Source organism: Persicitalea jodogahamensis (assembly GCF_014651615.1).
Classification (GTDB): Bacteria; Bacteroidota; Bacteroidia; order Cytophagales; family Spirosomataceae; genus Persicitalea; species Persicitalea jodogahamensis.
In genome coordinates, this window is the sequence record NZ_BMXF01000003.1 from 726,049 (window position 1) to 749,802 (window position 23,754).

Genomic DNA, 23,754 nt, shown 5'->3' on the forward strand with positions numbered 1-23,754 from the left:
TTTCTACTTAAAACATCTCCTCCGCCTTTGACAGCGCTTTATCCAAACCACTGCTATCCGAACCGCCGGCGGTAGCGAAGTGGGGCTGCCCACCGCCGCCGCCGCGAATTTCTTTCGCGAGTTCTTTCACGATTTGTCCGGCGTTCAGACTTTTCTCCTTCACAAGGTTTTCGGCGATGTACACGGCCAATTGTGGTTTGCCGTTGAGTTCAGTGGCCAAAACGGCGATCAGGTTTTCTACCTGATCGCGAAGTTCGTAGGCCAATTGTTTGAGGGCTTCGGCGTTGGGTACTTCCACACGCTCGATGAGCAAATTAGAACCATCCAGCACCCGTACTTTTTCCAGCAAATCAGCCTTTAATTGCTGCACTTTTTCATTTTCAAGAGTCTCCACTTTCTTTTGCAAAGTACTGCGCTCTTCAAGCAGGCCTTCCAGGGCTTTCACCAGGTCCTTCGGTCCTTTCAGCAGCTCCTTGATTTGATCCAGCGTGTCCTCCTGTTCGCGCATCCGTGCCAGTGCGGCCTGGCCCGTGATGGCCTCTACCCGGCGGACGCCCGCCGAAACGGAACCTTCGGAGGTAAACTTGAACAGGCCGATTTCGCCCGTGGCGGGAATGTGGGTGCCGCCACAGAGTTCCAGCGAATAAGTCGGGTCGAAAGCCACTACACGCACAAAATCGCCGTATTTTTCGCCAAAAGTCGCTGTAACGCCCATCGCCAGCGCCTCCTGAATGGGTACATTGGTCTGTACATCGAGGGCGACGTTACCTCGGATTTTCTCATTGACCATTTCCTCGATTTGGTGCAGTTCTTCATCGGTCACCTTGGAGAAGTGGGCAAAGTCGAAGCGAAGGAAACTGTCGTCCAGATAAGAGCCTTTCTGGCTCACGTGGTCGCCCAGCACGCGGCGCATGGCTGACAGCATCAGGTGCGTGGCGGTATGGTTGGCCATGATTTTGTGGCGGCGGTCGGTATCGATGCGGGCCGTCACGGTATCGGTATTTTGCAGGACTTCATCCAGGTTTTTATCATGCGAAATATGCACGAAAAGGTCGTTTTCCTTCTTCGTATCAGCAATGGTAACCATAAAGGGCTTGCCATCTACGCGCAATTCAAGCGACCCCGTATCGCCCACCTGTCCGCCCATTTCGGCGTAGAAAGGCGTACGGTCCAGCACGATGTGGTATTGCTCGCCGCCCTTGGTCTTAACTTTACGGTACTTGACGATGTGGCTGTGGGTTTCGTGAAAATCGTAACCCAGGAATTCTACGGGCTGGCCTTCGTTGTCCTGTACGTCCACCCAGTCGGTTGCTTCTTTGGCGGCGTCGGAGCGGGAGCGGTTTTTCTGCTCGGCCAGGGCCGCCTGAAAACCTTCTTCGTCAATCTGCAGACCTTTTTCGCGGGCGATCAGCGCGGTGAGGTCCATGGGAAAGCCAAAGGTGTCGCTAAGCTCAAATACGGCCTCGCCGGAAATCGTATTTTCATTCTTTTCCTGTAACTGGCCCGTAATCAAATCAAGGCGCTTCAAGCCTGATTCCAGCGTTCGGAGGAAGGAGCGTTCTTCTTCCAAAATCACCTTCGTGACAAAATCTTCCTGCGATTTCAATTCGGGAAAAACGTCAGCGAACTGGTCAGAAAGACCAGCGACCAGCTTATTGATAAACGGTTCGGTCAAATTGAGATACGAATAGCCATACCGAATGGCGCGGCGCAAAATGCGCCGAATAACGTAGCCGGCCCGCACGTTGGATGGCAACTGCCCATCGGAAATAGCGAAAGCCACAGCCCGCAGGTGGTCCGCAATGACCCGCATGGCGATGTCGGACATGCGGTCTTCGGACTCGGCGCCGTACTTTATGCCGGATAATTTTTCCAGGACCTGAATCGTCGGCTGAAAAACGTCCGTGTCGTAGTTGGAGGTTTTACCCTGAATAGCCATGCACAGCCGCTCAAAGCCCATGCCCGTGTCGACATGGGTGGCGGGCAGAGGCAGCAGCGAGCCATCGGCTTTGCGCTCAAACTGCATGAATACCAGGTTCCAAATCTCAACTACCTGCGGATGATCGGCGTTAACGAGCGATTTGCCGGAGACTGCGGATACTTCGTCGGCGGAACGCAGGTCGATGTGGATTTCCGAACACGGTCCACAGGGACCCGTATCCCCCATTTCCCAGAAATTATCCTTTTTATTGCCCAAAATAATGCGATCCTCACCTACGATGGGTTTCCACAAATCCCAGGCTTCCTGGTCGAAGGGAACACCGTCCTTTTGATCTCCCTCGAAGACCGAGACATACAGCCGGTCCTTGGGTAGTTTATAGACATCGGTGAGCAATTCCCAGGCCCACTGAATGGCCTCTTTCTTGAAGTAATCCCCAAACGACCAGTTTCCCAACATCTCAAACATGGTGTGGTGGTAGGTGTCGAAGCCCACATCTTCAAGGTCGTTGTGTTTGCCGCTGACGCGCAAGCACTTCTGGGTATCGGCGATCCGGCGCGATGGAGGCGTGCCGTTGCCCAGAAAATAATCCTTAAACTGCGCCATGCCCGAGTTGTTGAACATCAGGGTAGGGTCGCTTTTGGCCACCAACGGGGCAGAGGGGACGATTAGGTGTTGTTTGCCTTTGAAAAAATCTAGAAACGATTGACGTATTTGCTGGGAAGTCACTTTGGAGTGATGAATTATGAGTGATGAATGATAAATTTTGGGCGACCGAGCGACAAAGTTTTAAGTTGTGTTTTCCATCGAGATACAAAGTTCCTTTGTTGCAATGCCCCTCCGTCACTGTTGGGCCTTTGCTATTTCGTGCCACAAAGTTAACGATAATGCCCTATGTTTGGAATGCGTGGGAAATGGGTTGTACTTTTGGATAAAGAAATAAAGAATGATGGAAGAAAGGGAAAGACGCTACTACGACACAAATGAGGTGGCCGATATGCTGGGAGTGCAGGCCTCTGCATTGCGTTTTTGGGAAAAGAAATTTCCGCACCTGCAGCCTAAGCGCGACTCCCGCAATCGCCGGCGATACACGCAGGAAGACATCGAAGTAATCAAGAAAATTATTTACCAGCGACGGGACCAGATGCGAACGGTCGAGGGGGCAAGGCACCAGCTTAATCACCGCGAAACGGCAGAAAATCTCATTCATCGCTTAAAAAGGGTGCGCTCTTTTCTGGAAGAGATCAAGGGCGCCCTGGACGGGAATGAAAAAAAGAACTCCGAACAATGAGATATTTCAATAAAAGAGCCGCTGTGACATGTGGTGCGCTCCTGCTACTGGCCGGTAGTGTTTGGTCGCAAAATCTTGCTCCCACAGACATTGCCGCCCATATATCGGTGTTGGCTGCGGATTCGCTGGAAGGGCGGGGCACGGGTACTTTGGGCGAAATTAAGGCTGCCAACTACATCGCCGATTGGTTCAAGCGAGCTGGTTTGGCACCCAAAGGAGGGAACGATAGTTTTTTTGAGCCTTTCGGCGTAGTCATTCATTTCGAGGGGGTGCCGCATCAGGTAACGGCCCGAAATGTGGTGGGGTATCTGGATAATGAGGCCGAGCAAACCATCGTTATCGGGGCCCATTACGATCACCTTGGCAAGGGATATCAGTCGGGTTCTCTGACGCCCGATAGCCAGAATCTAATCCATAACGGTGCCGACGATAATGCCTCCGGCGTGGCGGGTCTGATCGAATTAGCCCGACATTTCGCGGGCAATACGGTTAAGGAAAAGTACAATCTCTTATTCATCGCTTTCTCCGGGGAGGAACTTGGTCTACTGGGATCAAAGTTTTTCGTGGATCACCCGACCATCCCTATGGAATCGGTGGCTATGATGGTGAATATGGACATGGTGGGGCGGCTGGACGACAGCAAGGGCGTGACCATCGGCGGCTGGGGTACCAGCCCTGAGTGGGGAAAAATCCTTCCTGGTTTATCTCAAAAAAACGGGCTGAATTACAACGTGGATTCTTCCGGTGTAGGTCCGTCAGATCATACGTCGTTCTATTTGAAGGAAAAGCCAGTACTTTTCTTCTTTACTGGGGTACATTCCGACTACCACAAACCCAGCGACGATTCGGACCGAATCAATGCTGCCGGAGAACGGAAAATCCTGCAACTCATTGTCGACCTGGTGGACGCCTTGGGAAATTCGCAGCAGGCGATTGTCTTCACAGAAGCAGGAAGTCCGCACTCATCGAACAACCCCACAGGGTTCAAAGTCACGCTGGGAATAATTCCCGACTATTCCTTCAACGGGCGCGGCTTGCGGGTCGATGCCGTTTCCAAGAACCGTCCGGCGGCCGAAGCCGGAATGGAAAATGGCGATATCATTGTCAAGATGGGCGATTTTGTGATCAAGGACATCTACGACTACATGGATTCGCTGGGGCAGTTTGAAATGGGCCAAAGCGTGGAGGTCGAAGTGCGCAGGAAACAGGAAAACAAAACCCTTCGCGTGAAATTCTGACCTTTACAGAATCACTGCAAAAGGATCATTCGGAATACTTAATTCGGCAAAAGTACCCCCCGCTTTGGTACCAGTAATCGGCAGCTTCACGGGCCCCAGCCGGTGATTGGTCGCAACTTTCAGTCCGGTACTTAGCGACTCCCATTCTTCCCAGGTAGCCTTAATACCGCCAATGGGGATGATCGATACCCACAGCCGGAAGGCTTTGGGCAAGCCCGAGTCGTCCAGTATCCACAAATACGAATCGCCCGGCGTGACACCACCGCTGGTGTAAGTCACCAGCAGGGCGTCGTTACCGTCTTCATCCTTCACGACCGACCGCTCAACGCCTTCGTCGAAAACTTTGGTCGGGGCAATAAACCAGAACGAGTCATTGCAGAATATCTCCCAGGCCTTGCCGCGCTTTTTATCTAGTTCATTTCCTGTGACTTCATTTCCCTCCTCGTAAGCTTTTCCTTTCTCCCATTCATCCAGATTGAGCAGCACCTGATTGTCACGCCATTTCACCTCAACCAGGTTTCGTTTTTTGTCCCACAGGTAGTGGTGAGTACCGTTGAATGTCCAGGTCAGGATGTTCGTTTGATCCATGTTTTCGGCACCGACGGCGCTCATCATTTTATTGGCCAATCGGTCCGCTTCGGGACCGCTGTTTCCTTCTGGTAGAGGTTTGTTATAAATCAGGTAAGCGCCGACGAAGAGCAGGATAAGAATGGCGACGAGCACGCCAAGTACTCGGAAGAGGGTTTTCATAGGTGGGGGTAGTTTTTTGTAAAAGTATAAAATTGTACATTCATCGCTTCCCTTCCGGAAAGCGGAGTTTTGCAGGGCCGTTACGTACTTCCTTATCCCTAAATCATTTTCAATGAAAAGACTTAACCCGGTTTTGGTTGGCTGTGTTTGCCTTTTATTCTTATCAGGAAATTCCTCTCAGGCTCAAACTACTCCACCACCCTTCGATCTCTACGCCCAAACCAGCGAAATCGCCGGGCTGATTCTTCAGTATTCGCAGGACATTCGGGCCATTCGTTATTTTTATTCTCCCACCGTAAAAAACCGCTATTACGGCGAAGCCGCCAACGTGCTGAATTCGCCGGAGCAACGGCGGCGGCTCCTCGATGTGGACGAAAACTACCTCCAAAAGCTAGCTGCCCTGGATTTTAAGGCCATGAGCAAGCATGGTCAAGTGGATTATATTTTGTTGAAAAGAAATATTGAGGATCATAAGCTCGGGCTTTTTCAGGAAGATCGGGAGTATGAACAGATAACAAAGTACCTTCCTTTTGCTGCGCCAATTTACCAACTTGAAAAAGAGCGCCGCCGGGGTGCCACGGTCAACGGGCAGCAGGTTGCAGCCACGTTGAATAGTTTAAATAAAGAGGTAGTTGCTGCCACCGAATCGCTCAAAAAAATAGGATCAATGGATAAAACCCTGGCCGATCAGGGTGAACAAGCCCTGCTTGGCCTCCGCGCGCGGTTGCGAAGTACCTACGATTTTTACGTTGGCTACGATCCGCTATTCAGCTGGTGGGTGCCCCGGCCTTTCCAAACGCTCGATAGTACTTTGCTGGCTTATGCCAAATCGATGAAAAGCAAGGGCAAGCTGGTCACTACCCAGAAGGAAGACAAGAGCGGGATTCGGGGCGTACCCATCGGTCGGCAGGAGTTGATTCGCCAGCTGCGGGTCGAAATGATTCCCTACACGCCCGAAGAATTGATCGCCTTGGCCAATAAAGAGTTTGCCTGGTGTGATAAGGAATTGTTGAAGGCTTCGCAGGAAATGGGCTTCGGAGATGAATGGAAAAAAGCGCAGGAAAAAGTCAAGAACAGCTACGTGCCGGCGGGAACCCAGCCTGAGCTTATCATGAAGCTTTATAATGATGCCAAAGAATTTATTCAAAAAAACGACCTGATCGACTATCCCGAAATCGCCGACGAAACCTGGGGTATGCAGATGATGACCCCCGAGCGGCAGCTGGTCAATCCGTTTTTTCTGGGAGGGCGCGACATCATCATTTCTTACCCGACCAACATCATGGAGCACGAGGATAAGTTGATGAGTATGCGCGGAAACAATCCCTACTTCTCACGCCCCACGGTGCAGCACGAACTCGTGCCGGGTCATCACCTGCAGTACTACGTCAGCAGCCGGTACAAACCCTACCGCAACGAATTCCGCACGCCTTTCTGGACCGAAGGCTGGGCGCTATACTGGGAATTGCTGCTCTACGACAAAGGATTTGCCCAAACCCCCGAGGAGCGGATCGGGATGCTGTTCTGGCGGATGCACCGCTGCGCCCGCATTATCTTCTCACTCAACTACCATCTGGGAAAATGGACACCTCAGGAGTGCATCGATTTTCTGGTGGATCGCGTGGGTCATGAGCGCGCTAACGCCGAGGGGGAAGTCCGTCGGTCATTTGAGGGCGGATACAGCCCGCTTTATCAGGTGGCTTACCTGATCGGCGGCTTGCAGATTTTCAGTCTGAAAAAGGAATTGGTGGATAGCGGGAAAATGACCTTCAAGCAGTTTCATGAAGCCGTGATGCACGAAAACAGCATGCCCATCGAGATGGTACGCGCCACACTTACCGACCAACCGATGACGCCTGATTATCAGACAAAATGGAAGTTTTACGATTTTAAGTAAAGGCAAACTACCTTGTCATCATATGAAAAAAATAATCCTGGTACTTATAAACTTACTCGTATTAATGGCCTGCTCGACCGACGACAAAGCAACTGAAACAAGCGTGGAGGAACACCCTCAGGGTACTTTTGGCTACGACCTGGGATTTTTACAAAAACAAGATAGCAACCTGGTCGTACTGGCCAATCTCGACCGCACCGCGCAGATAATCGTTTCAGCCAAATATCAGGGAAAGGTTTTTACGTCTACGGCCGACGGGCTCAGCGGCCGTAGCTTCGGCTGGGTCAATTACAAAGCATTCAGCGCCGAAAAGGATGAGCACATGAACGGTTATGGCGGTGAGAACCGGCTTTGGTTGGGGCCGGAGGGCGCACAGTTTTCGCTCTTTTTCAAACCGGGGGCCTCCATGGAGTTCGAAAACTGGCATACTCCCGCCGCCTTCGATAGCGAAGCCTGGAATATCGTCTCGAAAAACAGGAATGAAGTGGTCATGGAGAAAGCCATGAACCTGATCAACTATGCCGGAACCAACCTGAATCTCAAAGTGGAGCGGGCGGTCCGGCTAATGAATAAAGACCAAATCAATGAACTGCTGGGTGCTGACTTACAGCAATCGAATTCGGTTGCGTATAGCACGGAGAACACTCTGATCAATACCGGACCAGAAGCCTGGAATGAGCAAACGGGAGCGCCCTGTTTATGGTTGCTGGATATGTTTGCCCCGTCTTCGCAAACTACCATTGTGATCCCTTACGAGAAAGATGCCAAAGGCAAAGTAGCGACGACCGATTACTTTGGGCAAATTCCTCCCGACCGCGTTACCTACAAGGAAGGAACACTATACTTCAAAGCTGATGGCAAAAGCCGGGGTAAACTGGGGATTCCGCCGCAGCGTGCCAGAGAAATCGCCGGAAGTTACGATGCTGCAAATAAGGTTTTGACGCTGACGGTATTCAACGTCGATCGGGAAGGTACTTACCTCAATCAGGAGTGGAAACTGGTAGACGAACCGTTGATAGGCGATGCCGTGAACGCTTACAATGACGGTCCTTTGGACGATGGCAGCCAGATGGGGCCTTTCTACGAGTTGGAGAGCGTGTCGCCCGCTGCGTTCCTGAGACCAGGAGAGAAGCTGACGCATCATCACACCGTGATCCACCTCACAGGAAGTACGTCGGAGCTCGACCGGATAGCCCGCCGGACACTAGGCGTATCTTTGGAGGAAATTCAAAACGCATTTGGTGAATAAGGGGCATGAGTACGTGTTCATTCCTGAGCACCTACCACGATACCTTTATCAATGAAACGCCCTGCCTGGGCAAATCAAAGGGTAGTTTAAGGGTACTTTTCTCTACGTTCATCCATTCCGGAGAAGTAAGCATTTGTAGTTGTCCGGCGGCTTCGAGTGCGTCAATTTGCTCCGGCGTGGGCTTCTGGGGTGACCCCATCCTTTTCCAGGCCTCGTACGAATTGCTGTGCTGCTGGTCAATGCGGTAGTGCTGCACCAAAACGCGCGACGCGGTCAGGCCTTTTATCTGGACGGAAACCGGGGCATCGGGGCCCGGGACGTTGTCATCGTGGTAGTTCCAGACCATTACGGCCGCTTCGCGTGAACCCTTGGTAGCGAAGCCGTTGATATCGGCTTCGCCGCGGACGCTTTCTTTCGTGACTTTCTGAAACGAATAAGCCAGATTCTGTTGACTCACTTCCACCCGCCGCTCGGGCATCATGCCAAACATCCGGAAGGTGTTTAGCACGGGTTTGTCCACACCATTGGTTGCCAGGTCGCGGAATCCCCGGAACCAGGGCTGATCCTCAAACTCAAAGGCCCAGGTCACGGCTCCGAGCAGATTGACGCCCCGCGCTTCGGCCATGTCCTGCTTGCGGGCGTAGGACGCCGCCGTGTAGCTGCTGTACATCGTGCCGTTGCGATAGGCATTGGAAGGGTGAAAATCCTCCGAACAGGCGGCACAACCCTCCGGATCGGACTCGCCGATGACGATCGGCAGGTTTTTCAGGGTAGGGTAGGAGGCCACGATTTCAAAACCTTTGTCGATATTTCGCAGCTGTGCTCCCATGTTCATCTGCACATGACCGTCTACTACCTTCGGCGCGCCTTTGGCGTGGAAAGTAATGAAGTCGATGGGTGAGCCTTTTTTGCCCGTCACGTAGTTCTTTCCGTTTACCACGTGGTCCATAAAGGCTCGGAAAAACCTGGCGGCGTTTTCCGAGCTGGGACCCGTCACCTCGGGGCCACCCATGCGGGCGGTGGGTAGCGCGCGCTTGACGGCGTCGGCGGTATAATCGTACAATTTGATATATTCCTCCGTCGTGCCCTTCCAATAGGGAATGTCGGGTTCATTCCATAGTTCCCAATACCAGCTTTCCACTTCCTTTTTGCCGTAGCGCGCTACCGAGTGCTTGACCCACTGAAATACCAGTTCCGCAAACTTGTTATAGTCATTCGGCGGATAGGCCCAACCCGTAAAAATATCACCGTAGCTGTTGTCCGGTTTCCAGTAATGTCGGTAGGGTTCTGGCTTAGTGGAAAGTACCTCCGGCATGAAGCCGATTTGTGCCATTGGCTTCATGCCTCGTTCGATGTATGTATCGAAAATTTTATCAATGATTGTCCAATCATAAACCGGATTTCCGTTTGCATCTTCGGTGTAGGCATTGGTCGAACCCCATTTTAAGGCAGCTTCCCCGTCGCCCGTAACGAGCAGACTGTGCGCCCGCACGTACACCGGAACCCGGTTGGCCTGCGCGATTTCGGTCAACAACTTCTTCCCGTCCTTCATGTAGGTGTAGTTGGGTTCGTCATAGCCAAACCACGCCCAGATGGGCTTGGCCACGCCTTTCTCTCTGGCAAGATCCACTTCGATGTGTACAGGGGAGGCTGCCTTTGGGCTACTTTGTCCGAAAGTAGGACGATAAGAAATTAGGATAATGCAAACCAGAAGGGAAAGACGCAGTGCTGATTTCATAGGATGGATGGTCTGGGATGTAAGGCTGAGCCGTGGCCGTCAGGTAGTAAAGCGCAGTAGTGGTGTGGATTTACTAGGAAAAGGTATGAGCAAAGTACCCGGGACGAATTTCAATAAAATTTTCAGTTCTTTATTTGCAGAACTAAAAGAACTAAACTACCTTTGTCCCACCAAAGCAGAAGAATCATGAGCGAAAACAAAATAGATCTCCGGAAAAGTCAGGTCGAATTGCTGGAGAAAGCGGCCGTCCTGTTTGAGAAAGGGAACATGCAGCCAGCAGTTGCGAAAATTCTGGCTTTATTGCTGGTGAGCGACAACCCCGAACTTTCATTCGATGAAATCCGGGAAACACTGGAAATCAGCAAGAGTGCCGCCAGCGTGGCAATTAACCAACTTCTCAGCTCAAAGAAAATTGAGTACATAACCAGACTCGGGGACCGGAAGCGGTATTTCAGAAGCCGGATCAAGAGCTGGCAGGAGGATATGGAGGAGCAAAATCAGGGCCTGAAAATTGCCGTGGATATTCTACAACAGATCAGAGATCAGCGGCCGGCCGAAACGGTGGAGTTCAATGCGAATCTGGAAAAAATTATTGCCTTTCTCAATTTCATGATCGAAGAAATGCCCGATCTGCACAAAAAGTTTGAGAAGAAGTACCGATAAAATTTTTGCCCTATTTGGTTCTTTAAAAATAGAACTAACCAATTATTTAAAAACAAAATGAATATGAAAATTCTAAAAACAGGCATGGTGGGTGTGTTGCTGCTCCTTACGAGCGCCGCCTTCGCGCAAACAACTGACACCCTTCGGCTATCGCTCGTGGAAGCGGTAAACCTGGCAATCCGGCAGAATCCTCAATTGCAAAGTGTGCAGCTGGACGAAGAAATCAACCTGGCCAAAGTGAAGAAAGTGAAAGCTTCGGCGCTGCCTCAGGTGAATGCCGATGCTTCCTACACAGATAACTTTTTGCGGGCTTCGCAGATTCTGCCCGGTGAGGTATTTGGCAGGCCGGGTGAGTCGATTGCCGTCAAGTTTGGTACCCGCTATCAGATGGGGGCCAATGCTCAGATATCCCAAACGCTTTATAATCCTGCCCTCAATATTGGTTTGAAAGCCGCCAAGGCCAGTCAGGGGCTTTACGAATTGCAGACCTTCAAAAGCAAGGAGGATTTGATCTACAATGTGATCAACCTGTACATGCAACTGCAGATGGTCGAAAAACAAACCGAATTGGTGGAAAGCAATCTGGACCGCACCCAGCGCCTGATCGATATTACCGGTGCGCAGTTTAAGGAAGGAATTGTCAAGAAAGTGGACGTGGATCAACTGAGGGTAAGCTATACCAACCTGACCACTCAGCTATCCAATGTAGCCAACAGCCGCGTGCAGTTGCTCAATAATCTGAAAACGCTGATGAACGTGGACAGCGAGCAGGCCATTGCCATTACGGATGTGGGGACCGACCCCATTCCGGTTTCGCAGGAGCTGAATCTGGATGCCAACATCGACTTGGCTCTGGTAGATTACCAGCGCAAATTGCAGGACCTGAACACGGCCAGCATCCGGGCAGGGTACCTGCCCTCGCTTTCGCTGATTGCCAACTTTGGCTACCAGGCTCAGACCAACCAATTGCTGGACAAAACGGCCACTCAGGGTTTCGCTTCCGGCTTGTACGGCCTGCGGCTGAGTATACCGATTTTCGACGGGTTTGCTAAGAAAAGCAAAATCACCCAAAGCCAATACAAAGTACACCAGCTGGAACTCAACCGGAAGTACCTGATGCGGAACGTTGAGAACCAGTTTGTGAACGCCCGTAACAATGTACAGCAGAACCAGAGGGTACTTCTGGCCCAGCAGGAGAATATGAAACTGGCCGAACAACTCTACAACGTAGCCAAGCTGTCCTATACCGAAGGTATATCGCCCCTATCGGAGTTGATCAACGCCGAGAACGGGTTGAAAGAAGCCCAAAACCAGTACCTGACCGCTATGCTGCAGATCAATCTGGCCGAACTGGATCTGATGCAGAGCAGCGGACAACTCACTCAGATTATCAAACAGGCCCTTCCCTTCCAAAACTAAATTCAATCAAGTACCTTATCAAAAACAAGCATTGACATGAAAAATCCATCACAGAAAAAATCACAAACCCGGAACCTGGTAGTTATTGGTACGCTCGTGCTGCTGGTAAGCTTCATTGCCTTCCGGCTGTACGCCAACAAAAAAGAAATCAACGAGCGGTCGGAGGCAGTGCCGAAGGGTATCACGGCCATGCCCGTAAAAGTAGCCAGCGCCGAACTGAGGACCCTTGACAAGAGTCTGCGTTTTACCGGATCGTTCGAGGCCCGCAAAACCCTGCCCCTCATCGCGGAGGCGCAGGGGTCCATTACCCAATTGAATATTAGGGAAGGGCAATCCGTGAGCCGCGGTCTGGTGGTAGCCCGCATCGATCCTACGGCTGTCCAATCCAACCTGGCCACGGCCACGGCCTCCTACAACAATGCCGTAAAAAATAAAGAACGCTACGAAAGACTGGTGGAAGCCGGTGCCATCAGCCAGAAGCAGTACGAAGACGTTGCCCTAAACGTGGAAAATGCCCGGGCCAGTCTGACCAGCATTCAGCAGCAAATGAAATACACCGTGGTGCACTCGCCCATGTCGGGTATCATCGGCGAAGTGAAAGTGGAGCAGGGTAGTTTTGCCACCATGGGCATGCAGCTGGGCACTGTAGTTGATATTTCGAGCCTGAAAATGGTGCTGAAAGTACCGGAGGAAGATGTGATCAAATTGAAGAAAGGCCAGCCCGTCAGCATCCAGACCGATGTGTATCCCGACCATACTTTTCAGGGAAAAGTGACGCTCATCAGTGTGCAGGCCGATGCCGGTCGAAAGTACGATGTAGAGGTAGAGGTAAAAAACACCAGTGCCTTTTCCCTGAAAGCGGGGATGTTTGGCACCGCTGCTTTGGATGCTCAGACGGGCGATCAGGGCGAAAAATTGTTCATTCCGCGGAAAGCCATTGTGGGCAGCATTAAGGATGCGCAGGTATTTGTGCTGGGCGCAAACAATCAGGTGGCACTCCGTAAGGTGGAAGTACAGAATGCTTCCGGTGAAAATGTGATCGTGCTGAATGGCCTGACGCCCAATGAGAAAGTAATCACGACAGGACAAATCAACTTACAGGAAGGCCAGACAGTGCGGGTAGTAGACTGAGTTGAGGGTTGATCATTGAAATTAATAGCTCGTACGCAGCGGGATGAAGTTTTCATTATCATGACTCAGCCTACATATTCTGATCCAAATTCATTTTCAATAATCATCAATTGCCGGTTGTGAGTGTGGTAGTAAATAAACTACCCACTTTCAACTCGCCACTACCAACTGAATAATCATGAGTATCACCAAAGTCTCTGTCAATAGGCCCACCCTAGTTGTCGTGCTTTTCAGTGCCCTGGTACTGCTGGGTATGCTGGGGTACAGCCTGCTGACTTACGAATTATTACCAAAAATAAGTTCACCGGTACTTACAATCACCACAGTGTATCCCGGCGCGGCTCCTTCCGAAGTAGAAACTGCCGTGTCGAAGAAAGTGGAAAATGCCATCTCCACCCTCGAAAATCTGGAAAGTACCCAGGCGATCTCGCAGGAAGGCGTTTCCATCGTCATCGCCACCCTGGTCTATGGTACGGACGTGGATATGGCCTTGCAGGACGCCCAACGGAAGGTGAATAGCATCAAGTCCACCCTGCCCGACGATGTGAAAGACCCCAGCCTGGGAAAATTCTCCATCGACGAACTACCCATCATGCGGATCGGGGCCTCATCCGACATGGACGAAACCCAGTTTACCAATCTGTTTGAAAAAACCATTCAGCCCGAACTCGCCCGGATCGAAGGCGTGGGCCAGGTGAATGTGGTGGGTGGAGAAAACCGGGAGATAAAGATCAACGTCAACAATGACAAGCTCCGCTATTACAATATCTCGATACTGCAGATTTCGAATGCCATAGCCCGGGCCAACCTGAACTTCCCAACGGGTAGCCTTAAAAGTACCCAGCAGGATGTACTCGTGAGGTTAAGCGGAAAATTCAGCAGCATCGAAGAACTGTCGAATCTGGTCGTAACGACGAACCCCGACGGCAGCCAGGTGTACCTCAAAGATGTCGCCGAACTATTTGATTCCAAAGAAGAGGCCAGTAGCCTGACCCGCATCAATGGTAAAACATCACTTGGAGTCCTGATTACCAAAACCAGCGATGGCAACACCGTAGGAATCAGCGAAGAAGTGAAAAAGACCATGGTTGATCTGGAAAAGCGCTACGAGGCCGAAAATCTGAATTTTACCATCGCGAACGACAGCGCGGACTTTACCCTGGAAGCGGCCAACTCGGTGATCCATGACCTTATGATCGCCATTGTTTTGGTAGCATTCATCATGTTATTCTTTTTGCACAACATCCGCAACGCTGTCATTGTCATGGTCGCCATTCCGGTTTCCATCGTCGCGACTTTTGCGGTGATGGCGCTGCTGGGTTTCTCGCTGAACCTGATGACTTTGCTGGCGCTGTCGCTGGTGGTTGGGATTCTGGTGGATGACAGCATCGTGGTACTTGAAAACATCCATATGTACATGGAGCAGGGCAAAACCGCCCGGCAGGCTGCTATCGATACCTGGAAAGAAATCGGAATCTCGGTGACGTCCATCACGCTGGTAATCGTGGCGGTGTTCCTGCCGATTACTTTCGTCACCGGCGTAGTATCCGACCTGCTTTTTCAATTTTCCATCACGGTGGTGGCGGCCACGCTGATCAGCTGGCTGGTATCGTTCACACTGACGCCCTGGTTGTCGAGCCGTTTTACCAAACTTTCCCATTTGAGTGAAAAGAACGTACTGGATCGTCCGCTAATCTGGTTTGAGAACATGATTCAGGGCTTTCAGGATTTTTACCGGGGTATTCTGAACTGGTCATTGCATCACAAGCGCATTACCTTCACAGCCATCATGGCGCTGGTAATCGCTTCCTTTGGCCTGATTGGTGGCGGTTTTATCGGGTTTGAGTTCGTGTCGGGCGGCGATAACGGCGAGTTTCAAATCAAGGCAGAACTACCCAAAGAAACTCCACTGGAGCAAACCAATTTTCTGACCCAGCAGGTAGAACAAAAACTGCTGAGCGACCCGATGGTCACGAATGTCTTCACCACGGTAGGCGCTTCCGATGGTGGCAATATCGCCACAGGCGGCAACCCGTACCTCTCAACGCTGAACGTCAAACTGGTACCGGCCGAGCAGCGTGGCATGACCAGCAACGAGTACGCAGCCAAAGTAAAGCGTGATCTGCAGGAAACGCTACCGGGTGCTAAGTTTACGGCAGCTCCCGTGAGCATGGTGAGTGGTGCCGGAGCGGCTCCCATCCAGTTTCAGATTCAGGGGGCCGACCTCGATACGATTCTGGCCATTAGTGAGCAGCTCAAAGAGGTGGTTAAATCCATCCCCGGTACGTCGGAAGTCAAAGCTTCCGTAGAAGGAGGTAATCCGGAGATTGCCGTACAGATTGACCGGCAGAAACTGGCCGAACTGGGACTCTCACTGGATGTGGTGGGAAGTACCATGCAAAACGCTTTCACGGGCAACGACCAGAGCAAGTTGTTACAGGGTGACGATGAATATCCAATCAAGGTACAACTTGACGAATTCGACCGTCAGAATATCAACGACATCCGTAACCTCACCTTTCAGAATACGCGGGGTGAATTGATCAAACTCAATCAGTTTGCCAACGTGGTATCCTCATCGGGCCCTTCCAAACTGGAACGGAAAGACAAGGTGCCTACCGTAACGGTGCAGTCGCAGGTGGTAGGGCGTCCGGTGGGTACGGTGGGTCAGGAGATTCAGGCCCAGATTGATGCCATGTCCCTACCGAGGGGGGTATATATTTCCGCCGCTGGCGACATCAAAAACCAGGCGGAAGCGTTCGGTAGTTTGTTGACCGCCCTGCTGGCTTCGATTGTGCTGGTGTACCTGATCATGGTGGCGCTGTACGACAACTACATCTACCCGCTGGTGGTGATGCTGTCGGTACCGGTGGCGATGACGGGAGCCTTCCTGGCGCTGGCCTTGACAATGACCAACCTGAGTATTTTCGGGATGCTCGGATTGATTATGCTGGTGGGTCTGGTGATCAAGAATGCCATTTTGATTGTGGATTTTGTAAACCATCTCAAAACCGAAGGAAAAAGCTCCTACGACGCATTGATCGAAGGTACCATGGCCCGCTTTCGCCCGATCCTGATGACCACCATCGCGATGGTCATCGCCATGATTCCCATCGCCATCGCTTCCGGCGCGGGTTCCGAATGGAAGAACGGTTTGGCCTGGGTGCTGATCGGTGGCTTGACAAGTTCCATGCTCCTGACGCTGATCATCGTTCCGGTCGGATATCTGGCCGTGGACACGATCAAGGACCGGTTGGCGGCCCGCAAAACCAGAAAAGGGGAAAAGCTCGAATTGGAAGAGGTGATTGCCTGACAACCCCCATTCCACTATCGGGCAAGGAAAAGAGAACCCTAAACAAAAGCAGCCAGCGGCATGTACGCCGTCGGCTGCTTTTGATTTAACTGGTAGTTTCCAACTGGTTCAGCCCAAAAATGGCCTTGAAAGATTAGTTTATTTTCTGACCAATGGCTGCGTCCAGGCGGTTTCAACGTCGCCCTCCTGATAAGGGTTTTTTTGCGGTGTGTCGGATAGGATCTTGGCCCGAACATACAGGTCGTCAGGATTCAGTTTATAGCTGGCACTCGTGCCTTTCACCTCTTTCAAAAGTACCCGAACCCTCTCCTGATTTTCTTTCCCCTTAACTCGGCCGCCCCAAAACTGGATGGTGTAGTTGGTCTCCGGTTTGGTATCAATTACCACCGAAAGAGTCTCCTGGCTAGTTTTTACATCGCTCAGCAGAACCCCAGTCGTGGCGTAAAAATCCCCGCTTTCCATAGCGCCGATCAAAGCTTCGGGCGTTAGCTCCGCAGCTTTGACCATGATCCAGCCGCGTCCCGGGTTACTCAGTCCGACTTTGCTTTCCAGGTAGTTGTGCGAGTCATCAGTAGCCAGGCCATACAATGGTGGTTTGTTATCAGTGAGGTAGCTCACGAGCAAATCATCCCATAGTTCATCCATGCCGAAAGTCGTGCTATCGCCGTAGTTATGCACCAGCGGGTGACCGTTATACACTTCGAAAAAGCGTTCACCGCGAAGTCCGCGCATATCGTCGGCCTTGATGGCCCATATGAAGTTGGGGTGGTTGACGTGAGTGAACATCGGTTGCCCGGTCCGCTGCCGTTGTTCGTACATGGCATCCAGATTATTCTGCATTACCTCCATCACGCTGTTGCCACCCATCGGATGGAGCAATTCCTTCACATTGACCGCATTCATGTGAATAGGCTTGTCGCCAAATTTGTCCGATACTTCCTCGGCCTGAATAAGCAGGAATTTTTCTTTTTCCTCAAAGAGCGGACGAAATTCCTTTAGCGTTTTTAGCCTTACGCTGATCTTCCCGGCAGAGTCAGTTTTATAGTCCACCCAATCCTCCCCGTACTTTTTCAGGTAGTCCCGAAAGCGTTGCTGCCGAAAAGGGTGCTCAGGTACTTCTTTCCAAAATTCTTTATCCGCCAGAGTATTATGATCGGAAAGAGCTAAAAAATCATAATCCCGGCTTTTGTACCAGTCCACCACCAACTCGGGAAAGTCGTCGCCATCGCTCCATAAGGTATGCGTGTGGGTGTTGCCTTTGTACCAGCGGGTGGTTGACTGAGCCTGGACCGAGATAGATCCGATTAAAATCAGGAAGAGAATGTTGCGCATTTTATTTTGTAAATAGATGGAGGGGTACAGTAAATCCAGTAAGAATCGATTAGTTAAATGCTTTATCGAAAATTCGGTATAGGTAAACATCGAGTCCCATATATTGAGTCTGCTTTTCGCGTGTAAGGCCGTTTTTTTCGGCCACCCGTTGGGAATTACTATTTTCAATGTCGATAATTGAAACTACCGAACCAGACAGGTTGTGCGCAAAAGCATAACCGATGAAAAGCCGGGCGGCTTCCGGCGCGTAGCCTTTGCCCCAGTATTTCTTGAGAATGTGGTAGCCAACTTCCAGCTCCACAATGTCATCTACGGTTTGGGTCATTAAACCACACATGCCAACGAATGCATTACTCTGCTTGTCGATCAGCGCTTGCATCCCATACTGCTGTTTGGCATAGCGCGTCAATTGCCGTTCGATCCAATGGCGGGAACTCTCCTCGTGCGAATCGAAAATGGCCATCGGGAAAAACTTAACGGCCTCTTGATCCATGAAAAATTCCTTCCATACTTCAGCATCGTCACTAGTGAGGAAGCGGGTGCGAAGGCGTTCCGTTTCATGGTTGTCAGCGTAGTAACTTGATCTGTTCATGACGCATCAGTACATGGTATTCCCGCTTGCGGATTCCTGAGGAATTTGTTGGATGGAGTCCCAATGTTCGACGATTTTACCGTTTTCATCGAATCTGAAAAAATCCATGGTAACGTATTGGTCGTTTCCCGGCCATACTTGGTGAGTGTGCAAAGCTACTAAATCGCCCTCGGCCACGGCCCTGACAAACTCAATGCTTTTGTCAGGATACTCCTTCACCATCCGTTCAAAATAGTCAATGAACCCTTCTACTCCATTTTCGACCATAGGGTTGTGCTGAATATATTCAGACCCTACATATTGCTCGACGGCTTGCCGTGGCTTACCATCATACGCAGTTTTATAGAAGGCAATGGCGTTTTGTTTGTTTTGGGAGAGGCTCATAGGGAGGCGATTTCAGCTGAAATCAAATAGTTAACTTTTAACAAACACGGAAATGTATTATCTGTAAGTTAGTGCAAATCATAGCATCATGATACTACTTTTTCAAAAAAAAACATCCCGAAAGTTAGAAACTTTCGGGATGTTTGTGGAGACGGAGGGATTCGAACCCTCGTCCAGAACAGGGAAACCCTGCGCCTTCTACATGTTTAGCTTTGATTCGGTTTTCGTGCCGGGCAAGGTTCAAATCAGACCTTCACCGCGACCTTAGATACTGGTGTCTCGTTGGTTTTCCGTATCACTATTCCAACCAGCGCTGCGTTTCGACACCCCTTGATCCTCCCGGCAGCACGTGGGGAGGAGGGATGATGGCATTTGCGTAATCCTAGATTAGGCAGCCATGGCGTAGTTAGACTCGCCGTGTATTATTTGGAAGGCATTTGTTACGGAAGATACCCCCAACTCCCGACATGCTTACACAGACCTTCAACCCGCTGTCAATACCAGTCGCCCCCAGGTTGTTTGGAACGAAAAGCGGCAGTTTTAAAAACAGTCGCTTCCGGAGTAATCTTACAAACTTTAACAAAATTTAGTTCAATTCCAGTACCGATTTATTTTCATATACAATTATAGGCGGAATGCCGTGTCTGAAAATTTCCCACAATGTCCAATACTCTAATCAACCAATTTGCACACACTCTTCAGTCATGACTCCTCAATGTACTTCAGCTACGAATTATAAGTAGAAGGTTAATCAGTTATCAAGCCGGGTTGTATCCAGCAACAGAGAATCAACCAGAAGTGAGTCGCCAAGCGGCAGAACGCGGTTTAGCTGTTTGGGCCGATTCCAGGGACCAGTTGTTCGGCTGGCCATATCGAGTGCCAGAATAGCCACGATGAGCGTAAAGACGATAAATACCACAATGAATATCCGGCGATTCTTATTCTGTTCGGCCATGAATCAATGAAAAATTATGGTTCTTTGAATTCGCTAATACCTTGATAATCATCATCATCGTAATCGTCGTCGTCATCGCCGGCACCGAATTCATTTTCCAGATCATGCATGAAGACCGCATCGACAGCCTCTTCCAATGTAGGTAGGACCAGCAAATCGGCAATGCTGGAATCTTCGAGAAGTTCGGCAAAGTCGTCATTCTCCGTAGCCGCTACCAGGATACCCAGTTTAGTGGTACAAAGCCTTACCAACTTACGCAGGGTCATTATTCCGCTGTTGTCTATACTTTGGGTCTGGTCCATGACCACGATCAGATTATTATAATCTTCCCGAAGCAGCCCGCGAGCCGTTTCTTCAAACTCAGCCGAAATCTCTTCATCGAACTGAGCTTCCATCAGGGTAATTACCGCGTATTTTTCTTTCCGGTCTATCTTATGATCCATCTTGTTTAGGAAATAGGTGACTGAGTGGTTTAAGTGAGTTTTTTTTGAAAGTATAAATTTACTGACTGAAAATAATTCAGGAGTCTAATGAACGCCCAATGTTTAATTCGAGCCGTTTAAGGATATTTGGTTCATCGCTTTTCTCAAAAACCATTCCAGTAACCTTTTCGTAAAGCTCGATGTATCGGTTACTGATCTGGATTACCCACGCATCACTCATCTCCGGGACTTTCTGCCCCTCTTTTCCCTGAAAGCCGTTCTCTATCAGCCATTCCCGCACAAACTCCTTGGATAACTGCTTCTGAGGAAGCCCTTGTGCTTGATTTGATTCGTAACCTTCCCGGTAAAAATACCGGGATGAATCAGGCGTGTGGATTTCGTCGATCAGATAAATAGTGTCGTCCAGCTTCCCGAACTCGTATTTAGTGTCAACCAGAATCAGCCCCTGTTCGGCGGCCATCTGAGTTCCTCGCTCGAAAAGCGCAAGGGAATAGTTTTCCAACTGTTCATATTCACCGGAAGTCACGATCCCCTGCCGCAGAATTTCTTCGCGGGATATGTCCTCATCGTGTCCTTCATGGGCTTTGGTAGTTGGTGTGATGACAGGCTGTGGCAGCTTATCGTTCTCCCGCAGACCGTCGGGTAACGGTACTCCACAAACCAAGCGCTTTCCGGAACGGTATTCACGCCAGGCATGGCCTGCTAGGTAGCCGCGCACGACCATTTCTACGGGATAAGGTTCGCAGCGAAGGCCAACGCTTACATTCGGATCGGGAACGGCCAGCAGCCAGTTGGGAACCAGATCGGAGGTGGCCTTCAGGAAATGCGCGGCGATTTGGTTAAGCACCTGGCCTTTGAAAGGAATGGCGCGGGTGAGTACGACATCGAAGGCCGAGATGCGATCGGTGGCCACCATCACAAGCTTGTCGTCAAAGGCATACACGTCACGCACCTTGCCCCGGTAAAAACTTTTTTGGCCGGGAAATTGGAAATTGGTTTCCTGAATTGCGTTCATCTTTTTGAATAAATAATAACCTATTGTATAATTCTACAGCTACCATTCGACAACCTTACTGCGCTCGGATTGGTCGTAGTATTGTCTTCTGCGAAGTTGGTAGATGTACTGGGCTTCGTTTGATTTCATAGCATCGAGAATTGAGCGGGCCTGTTCCTCGGACATATTCAGCCGCCTCAGCCGCTCGAGAAGTTCTTCCCTTTTTTCAGCGAGTTCAACGGTCTGCTGCTCAATGGTTGTTGAGGGGGGAGGGCTCGGGGACGGCACAGCTGGTGGAGGAGCTGTGGGGGCGTCCGGTACTTTCCCGGAAAAGACTGTCTTCAGAATCTGGTAATCATACCTTGCCGTTTGATTGAGCGGGTCTAGCCGAAGGGCGGTTTTTAAGTGATTGAGCGCAGAAACCGAATCCCCGGCCCGACAGGCCAGTAAGCCTAGCTGGGTTTCAGCCACAGATGCAATGGATGCATTGGAAACATGCGTCAGTAGTTTGTACTCTCGCTCAGCCAGATCCAGGCTGTCGAGATGGAAATAGGTGTGTGCAAGATACAGACGGCTGGCGGGCTCAGAAAAAATAGACCCGTAGGTGATTTTCCTGTAAAGCGATGCCGCTTCCGGGTAGTTTTTCGCCTCGTAAGCCCTCTCTGCTTCCATCTTATCACGGTTGGATTGATCGACCGTATTGAACGAACGGTTGTCCCAAATCCAAAGCATTAAATAAAGCAGTAGCGAAGTCATCTTCCAGCCTACAATTAGCAAAAAAGCAATGATACGAATATATCCTCAGAGTCGGAAAGTCCTCACGGTTATCAGAACATCCAACAATAAAAGGCCGAGGGCAGCGGCCAGGAAGTAATAGTACTTATTGGAAACAACAGCAACCTGCCGGCTGTCCACAAGCTGCCCTTGAATGGCATTCATGTCTTCGAGAACTTTGGGAAGCTGGTTGGTTTCGTTCGTTACCCGGTAGTAACTACCATTCGTGGCTTCCACCAGGTCGCGAACGGCCGACTCGTCGACTTTGCTTATAACGGTTTCGCCGTCCTCATCCTTCAGAATTTCATTGTTGGTTACCAGAGCGCTTCCCGTAACCGTACCCACTGCCACAACGAAGAGCCTGAAACCAAAGCGACGGATATTATTGAAAAGCGACGATGCGCAGTCCGCCCGCCTTTCACCATCGGTAAACAGCAGCATTATTTTGGCTTTGTCCGAGGCAGCGGCGTCCTGCGATAGCTTCGTATAAGCCAGTTCAAGAGAGGCGCAGGGGTTGCTGCCGCTGCCTGGAAGCAGGTCCGTTTGCAATGATTGCACGTAGAGATTGAGCGCGGCGTGGTCGTAGGTAAGTGGCGACTGCGTGAATGCTTCGTTTGAAAATACAATTAGTCCCATCCGGCTCGAAGGAAGAGCATCCAGGAGACGATTGATCTCAAATTTTATTTTTTCCAGGCGGGTAGGGGAAACATCGGCTGCATCCATCGACTTGGAAAGGTCGACCAGTAGGTAAATGTCTTTGCCTCTTGCTTCGAGTTCGCGTTCAGACTCGCCGAAAGAGGGACCTAAAAGCGATATGAGAAGCAATATGAAAGCAATACTGCGCAGGAAGAACTTAATAATCAGGGACCGGGAGGTGGTGTTAAGTCGGCGAGCCACCCGGATGGTGCGCACAAAGAACGCCGCATATGCCACTACGAAAAAGATCACAAAAAGAAATTCGGTCAATCCGAAAGGGTAATTCCAGTTCATGGCAGGGAGGTCACAGGCGCTGTTCAGTGGCCAAAATTAGGCAATCCGGCTTTCAGACAAAGTTTTTTTTTAGGATTGTTTGTTTTAGTCAATTCGATCCAGCTATCTTTGTGGCTCAATAGCCGGAGAGATGGGTGAGTGGCTGAAACCAGTAGTTTGCTAAACTGCCGTACCTCTAAAGGGTACCGCGGGTTCGAATCCCGCTCTCTCCGCATTATTGTTTCAAAAATAGAATTGTTTCAAAAATAGAATAGAATTCGGGGAGTGGCGCAGCCCGGTAGCGCATCTGGTTTGGGACCAGAGGGTCGCAGGTTCGAATCCTGTCTCCCCGACAAGAATTAAGAAAAAGGAAAATAGGTAGCGCATCTGGTTTGGGGCCAGAGGGTCGCAGACGGTCGGCCGCTGCCGTTCGAATCCTGTCTCCCCGACAATGAATCAGACAGCTATAGAAAGCTGTCTTTTTTTTTCTGGTCTCGTAGCTCAGCTGGATAGAGCATCTGCCTTCTAAGCAGACGGTCACAGGTTCGAATCCTGTCGGGATCACATTTTGGCTCCTAAGCCAGTTGCCAGCTGGATAGAGCATCTGCCTTCTAAGCAGACGGTCACAGACGGTCGGCCGCAGCCGTTCGAATCCTGTCGGGATCACATTTTGGCTCCTAAGC

19 protein-coding genes, 3 tRNA genes and 1 other RNA gene are annotated in these 23,754 nt (G+C 50.6%); 11 read left to right on the forward strand and 12 right to left on the reverse strand.

Annotation, left to right across the window (positions count from 1 at the left end; genetic code table 11):
- Positions 1 to 7: 7 nt before the first annotated feature.
- Positions 8 to 2,668, reverse strand: a complete 2,661-nt coding sequence (alaS, locus tag IE117_RS18320; protein WP_189565917.1) for an alanine--tRNA ligase — start codon at positions 2,666 to 2,668, stop codon at positions 8 to 10.
- A gap of 217 nt (positions 2,669 to 2,885) precedes the next feature.
- Here alaS and IE117_RS18325 point away from each other — a divergent pair, with 217 nt between their 5' ends.
- Together IE117_RS18325 and IE117_RS18330 are read left to right on the forward strand one after the other, a co-directional pair.
- Entirely contained in the window at positions 2,886 to 3,230 is a 345-nt protein-coding gene (locus IE117_RS18325; protein ID WP_229581112.1) for a MerR family transcriptional regulator, read from the forward strand.
- Positions 3,227 to 4,468, forward strand: coding sequence for a M20/M25/M40 family metallo-hydrolase (locus IE117_RS18330; RefSeq protein ID WP_189565918.1), 1,242 nt, complete (start codon positions 3,227 to 3,229; stop codon positions 4,466 to 4,468). The genes IE117_RS18325 and IE117_RS18330 overlap by 4 nt, the downstream gene beginning before the upstream one ends.
- Before the next feature lie 3 nt (positions 4,469 to 4,471).
- Here the strand turns inward: IE117_RS18330 and IE117_RS18335 are convergent, their stop codons facing one another.
- Entirely contained in the window at positions 4,472 to 5,218 is a 747-nt protein-coding gene (locus IE117_RS18335) for a hypothetical protein (RefSeq protein WP_189565919.1), read from the reverse strand.
- 112 nt (positions 5,219 to 5,330) lie between these two features.
- Between IE117_RS18335 and IE117_RS18340 the strand changes: the two genes are divergently transcribed.
- Together IE117_RS18340 and IE117_RS18345 are read left to right on the forward strand one after the other, a co-directional pair.
- On the forward strand, positions 5,331 to 7,115 hold the full coding sequence (locus tag IE117_RS18340; RefSeq protein ID WP_189565920.1) for a DUF885 family protein: 1,785 nt from the start codon (positions 5,331 to 5,333) through the stop codon (positions 7,113 to 7,115).
- 22 nt (positions 7,116 to 7,137) lie between these two features.
- Complete coding sequence (locus IE117_RS18345) at positions 7,138 to 8,364, forward strand: DUF6786 family protein (protein ID WP_189565921.1); 1,227 nt, start codon at positions 7,138 to 7,140, stop codon at positions 8,362 to 8,364.
- 31 nt (positions 8,365 to 8,395) lie between these two features.
- On the opposite strand, the gene IE117_RS18350 is transcribed toward IE117_RS18345, so the two are convergent.
- Positions 8,396 to 10,102: a GH39 family glycosyl hydrolase gene (locus IE117_RS18350; RefSeq protein ID WP_189565922.1), complete on the reverse strand. Its 1,707-nt coding sequence runs from the start codon at positions 10,100 to 10,102 to the stop codon at positions 8,396 to 8,398.
- A gap of 186 nt (positions 10,103 to 10,288) precedes the next feature.
- Here IE117_RS18350 and IE117_RS18355 point away from each other — a divergent pair, with 186 nt between their 5' ends.
- The 4 genes from IE117_RS18355 to IE117_RS18370 all read left to right on the forward strand — a co-directional run bounded on the left by IE117_RS18355 (position 10,289) and on the right by IE117_RS18370 (position 16,628).
- A complete protein-coding gene (locus IE117_RS18355; protein ID WP_189565923.1) occupies positions 10,289 to 10,765 on the forward strand; it encodes a GbsR/MarR family transcriptional regulator in 477 nt (158 codons plus the stop codon).
- A gap of 63 nt (positions 10,766 to 10,828) precedes the next feature.
- The gene (locus tag IE117_RS18360) at positions 10,829 to 12,184 is read left to right on the forward strand and encodes a TolC family protein (protein WP_189565924.1); all 1,356 of its coding nucleotides are present in this window, start codon (positions 10,829 to 10,831) and stop codon (positions 12,182 to 12,184) included.
- Between the two features lie 36 nt (positions 12,185 to 12,220).
- Positions 12,221 to 13,315: an efflux RND transporter periplasmic adaptor subunit gene (locus IE117_RS18365; protein WP_189565925.1), complete on the forward strand. Its 1,095-nt coding sequence runs from the start codon at positions 12,221 to 12,223 to the stop codon at positions 13,313 to 13,315.
- Positions 13,316 to 13,493: 178 nt separating this feature from the next.
- The gene (locus IE117_RS18370; protein WP_189565926.1) at positions 13,494 to 16,628 is read left to right on the forward strand and encodes an efflux RND transporter permease subunit; all 3,135 of its coding nucleotides are present in this window, start codon (positions 13,494 to 13,496) and stop codon (positions 16,626 to 16,628) included.
- A gap of 138 nt (positions 16,629 to 16,766) precedes the next feature.
- Here the strand turns inward: IE117_RS18370 and IE117_RS18375 are convergent, their stop codons facing one another.
- The 9 genes from IE117_RS18375 to IE117_RS18415 all read right to left on the reverse strand — a co-directional run bounded on the left by IE117_RS18375 (position 16,767) and on the right by IE117_RS18415 (position 23,092).
- The gene (locus IE117_RS18375) at positions 16,767 to 17,960 is read right to left on the reverse strand and encodes a CehA/McbA family metallohydrolase domain-containing protein (protein WP_189565927.1); all 1,194 of its coding nucleotides are present in this window, start codon (positions 17,958 to 17,960) and stop codon (positions 16,767 to 16,769) included.
- Between the two features lie 49 nt (positions 17,961 to 18,009).
- Complete coding sequence (locus IE117_RS18380; protein ID WP_189565928.1) at positions 18,010 to 18,552, reverse strand: GNAT family N-acetyltransferase; 543 nt, start codon at positions 18,550 to 18,552, stop codon at positions 18,010 to 18,012.
- A 6-nt stretch (positions 18,553 to 18,558) separates the two neighbouring features.
- Positions 18,559 to 18,936 carry a nuclear transport factor 2 family protein gene (locus tag IE117_RS18385; RefSeq protein WP_189565929.1) on the reverse strand — a complete coding sequence of 126 codons (378 nt, stop codon included), beginning with the start codon at positions 18,934 to 18,936 and terminating at the stop codon, positions 18,559 to 18,561.
- 143 nt (positions 18,937 to 19,079) lie between these two features.
- Positions 19,080 to 19,448: a transfer-messenger RNA gene (gene ssrA, locus IE117_RS18390) on the reverse strand.
- Between the two features lie 239 nt (positions 19,449 to 19,687).
- Positions 19,688 to 19,891, reverse strand: a complete 204-nt coding sequence (locus IE117_RS18395) for a hypothetical protein (protein ID WP_189565930.1) — start codon at positions 19,889 to 19,891, stop codon at positions 19,688 to 19,690.
- A gap of 14 nt (positions 19,892 to 19,905) precedes the next feature.
- A complete protein-coding gene (locus IE117_RS18400; protein WP_189565931.1) occupies positions 19,906 to 20,334 on the reverse strand; it encodes an STAS domain-containing protein in 429 nt (142 codons plus the stop codon).
- Between the two features lie 76 nt (positions 20,335 to 20,410).
- Positions 20,411 to 21,349 (reverse strand): phosphoribosylaminoimidazolesuccinocarboxamide synthase, encoded by a 939-nt coding sequence (locus tag IE117_RS18405; RefSeq protein WP_189565932.1) that lies wholly within the window; start codon positions 21,347 to 21,349, stop codon positions 20,411 to 20,413.
- Between the two features lie 39 nt (positions 21,350 to 21,388).
- Positions 21,389 to 22,060, reverse strand: coding sequence for a hypothetical protein (locus IE117_RS18410; RefSeq protein WP_229581114.1), 672 nt, complete (start codon positions 22,058 to 22,060; stop codon positions 21,389 to 21,391).
- Positions 22,061 to 22,129: 69 nt separating this feature from the next.
- Positions 22,130 to 23,092 (reverse strand): VWA domain-containing protein, encoded by a 963-nt coding sequence (locus IE117_RS18415; protein ID WP_189565934.1) that lies wholly within the window; start codon positions 23,090 to 23,092, stop codon positions 22,130 to 22,132.
- Between the two features lie 124 nt (positions 23,093 to 23,216).
- On the opposite strand from IE117_RS18415, the gene IE117_RS18420 reads away from it, so the two are divergent.
- The 3 genes from IE117_RS18420 (at position 23,217) to IE117_RS18430 (ending at position 23,635) form a co-directional block, all read left to right on the forward strand.
- Positions 23,217 to 23,304: transfer RNA gene (locus IE117_RS18420), tRNA-Ser, on the forward strand.
- A 46-nt stretch (positions 23,305 to 23,350) separates the two neighbouring features.
- A tRNA-Pro gene (locus IE117_RS18425) sits at positions 23,351 to 23,424 on the forward strand.
- Positions 23,425 to 23,561: 137 nt separating this feature from the next.
- Positions 23,562 to 23,635, forward strand: a tRNA-Arg gene (locus tag IE117_RS18430).
- The last annotated feature ends 119 nt before the right edge of the window (positions 23,636 to 23,754 follow it).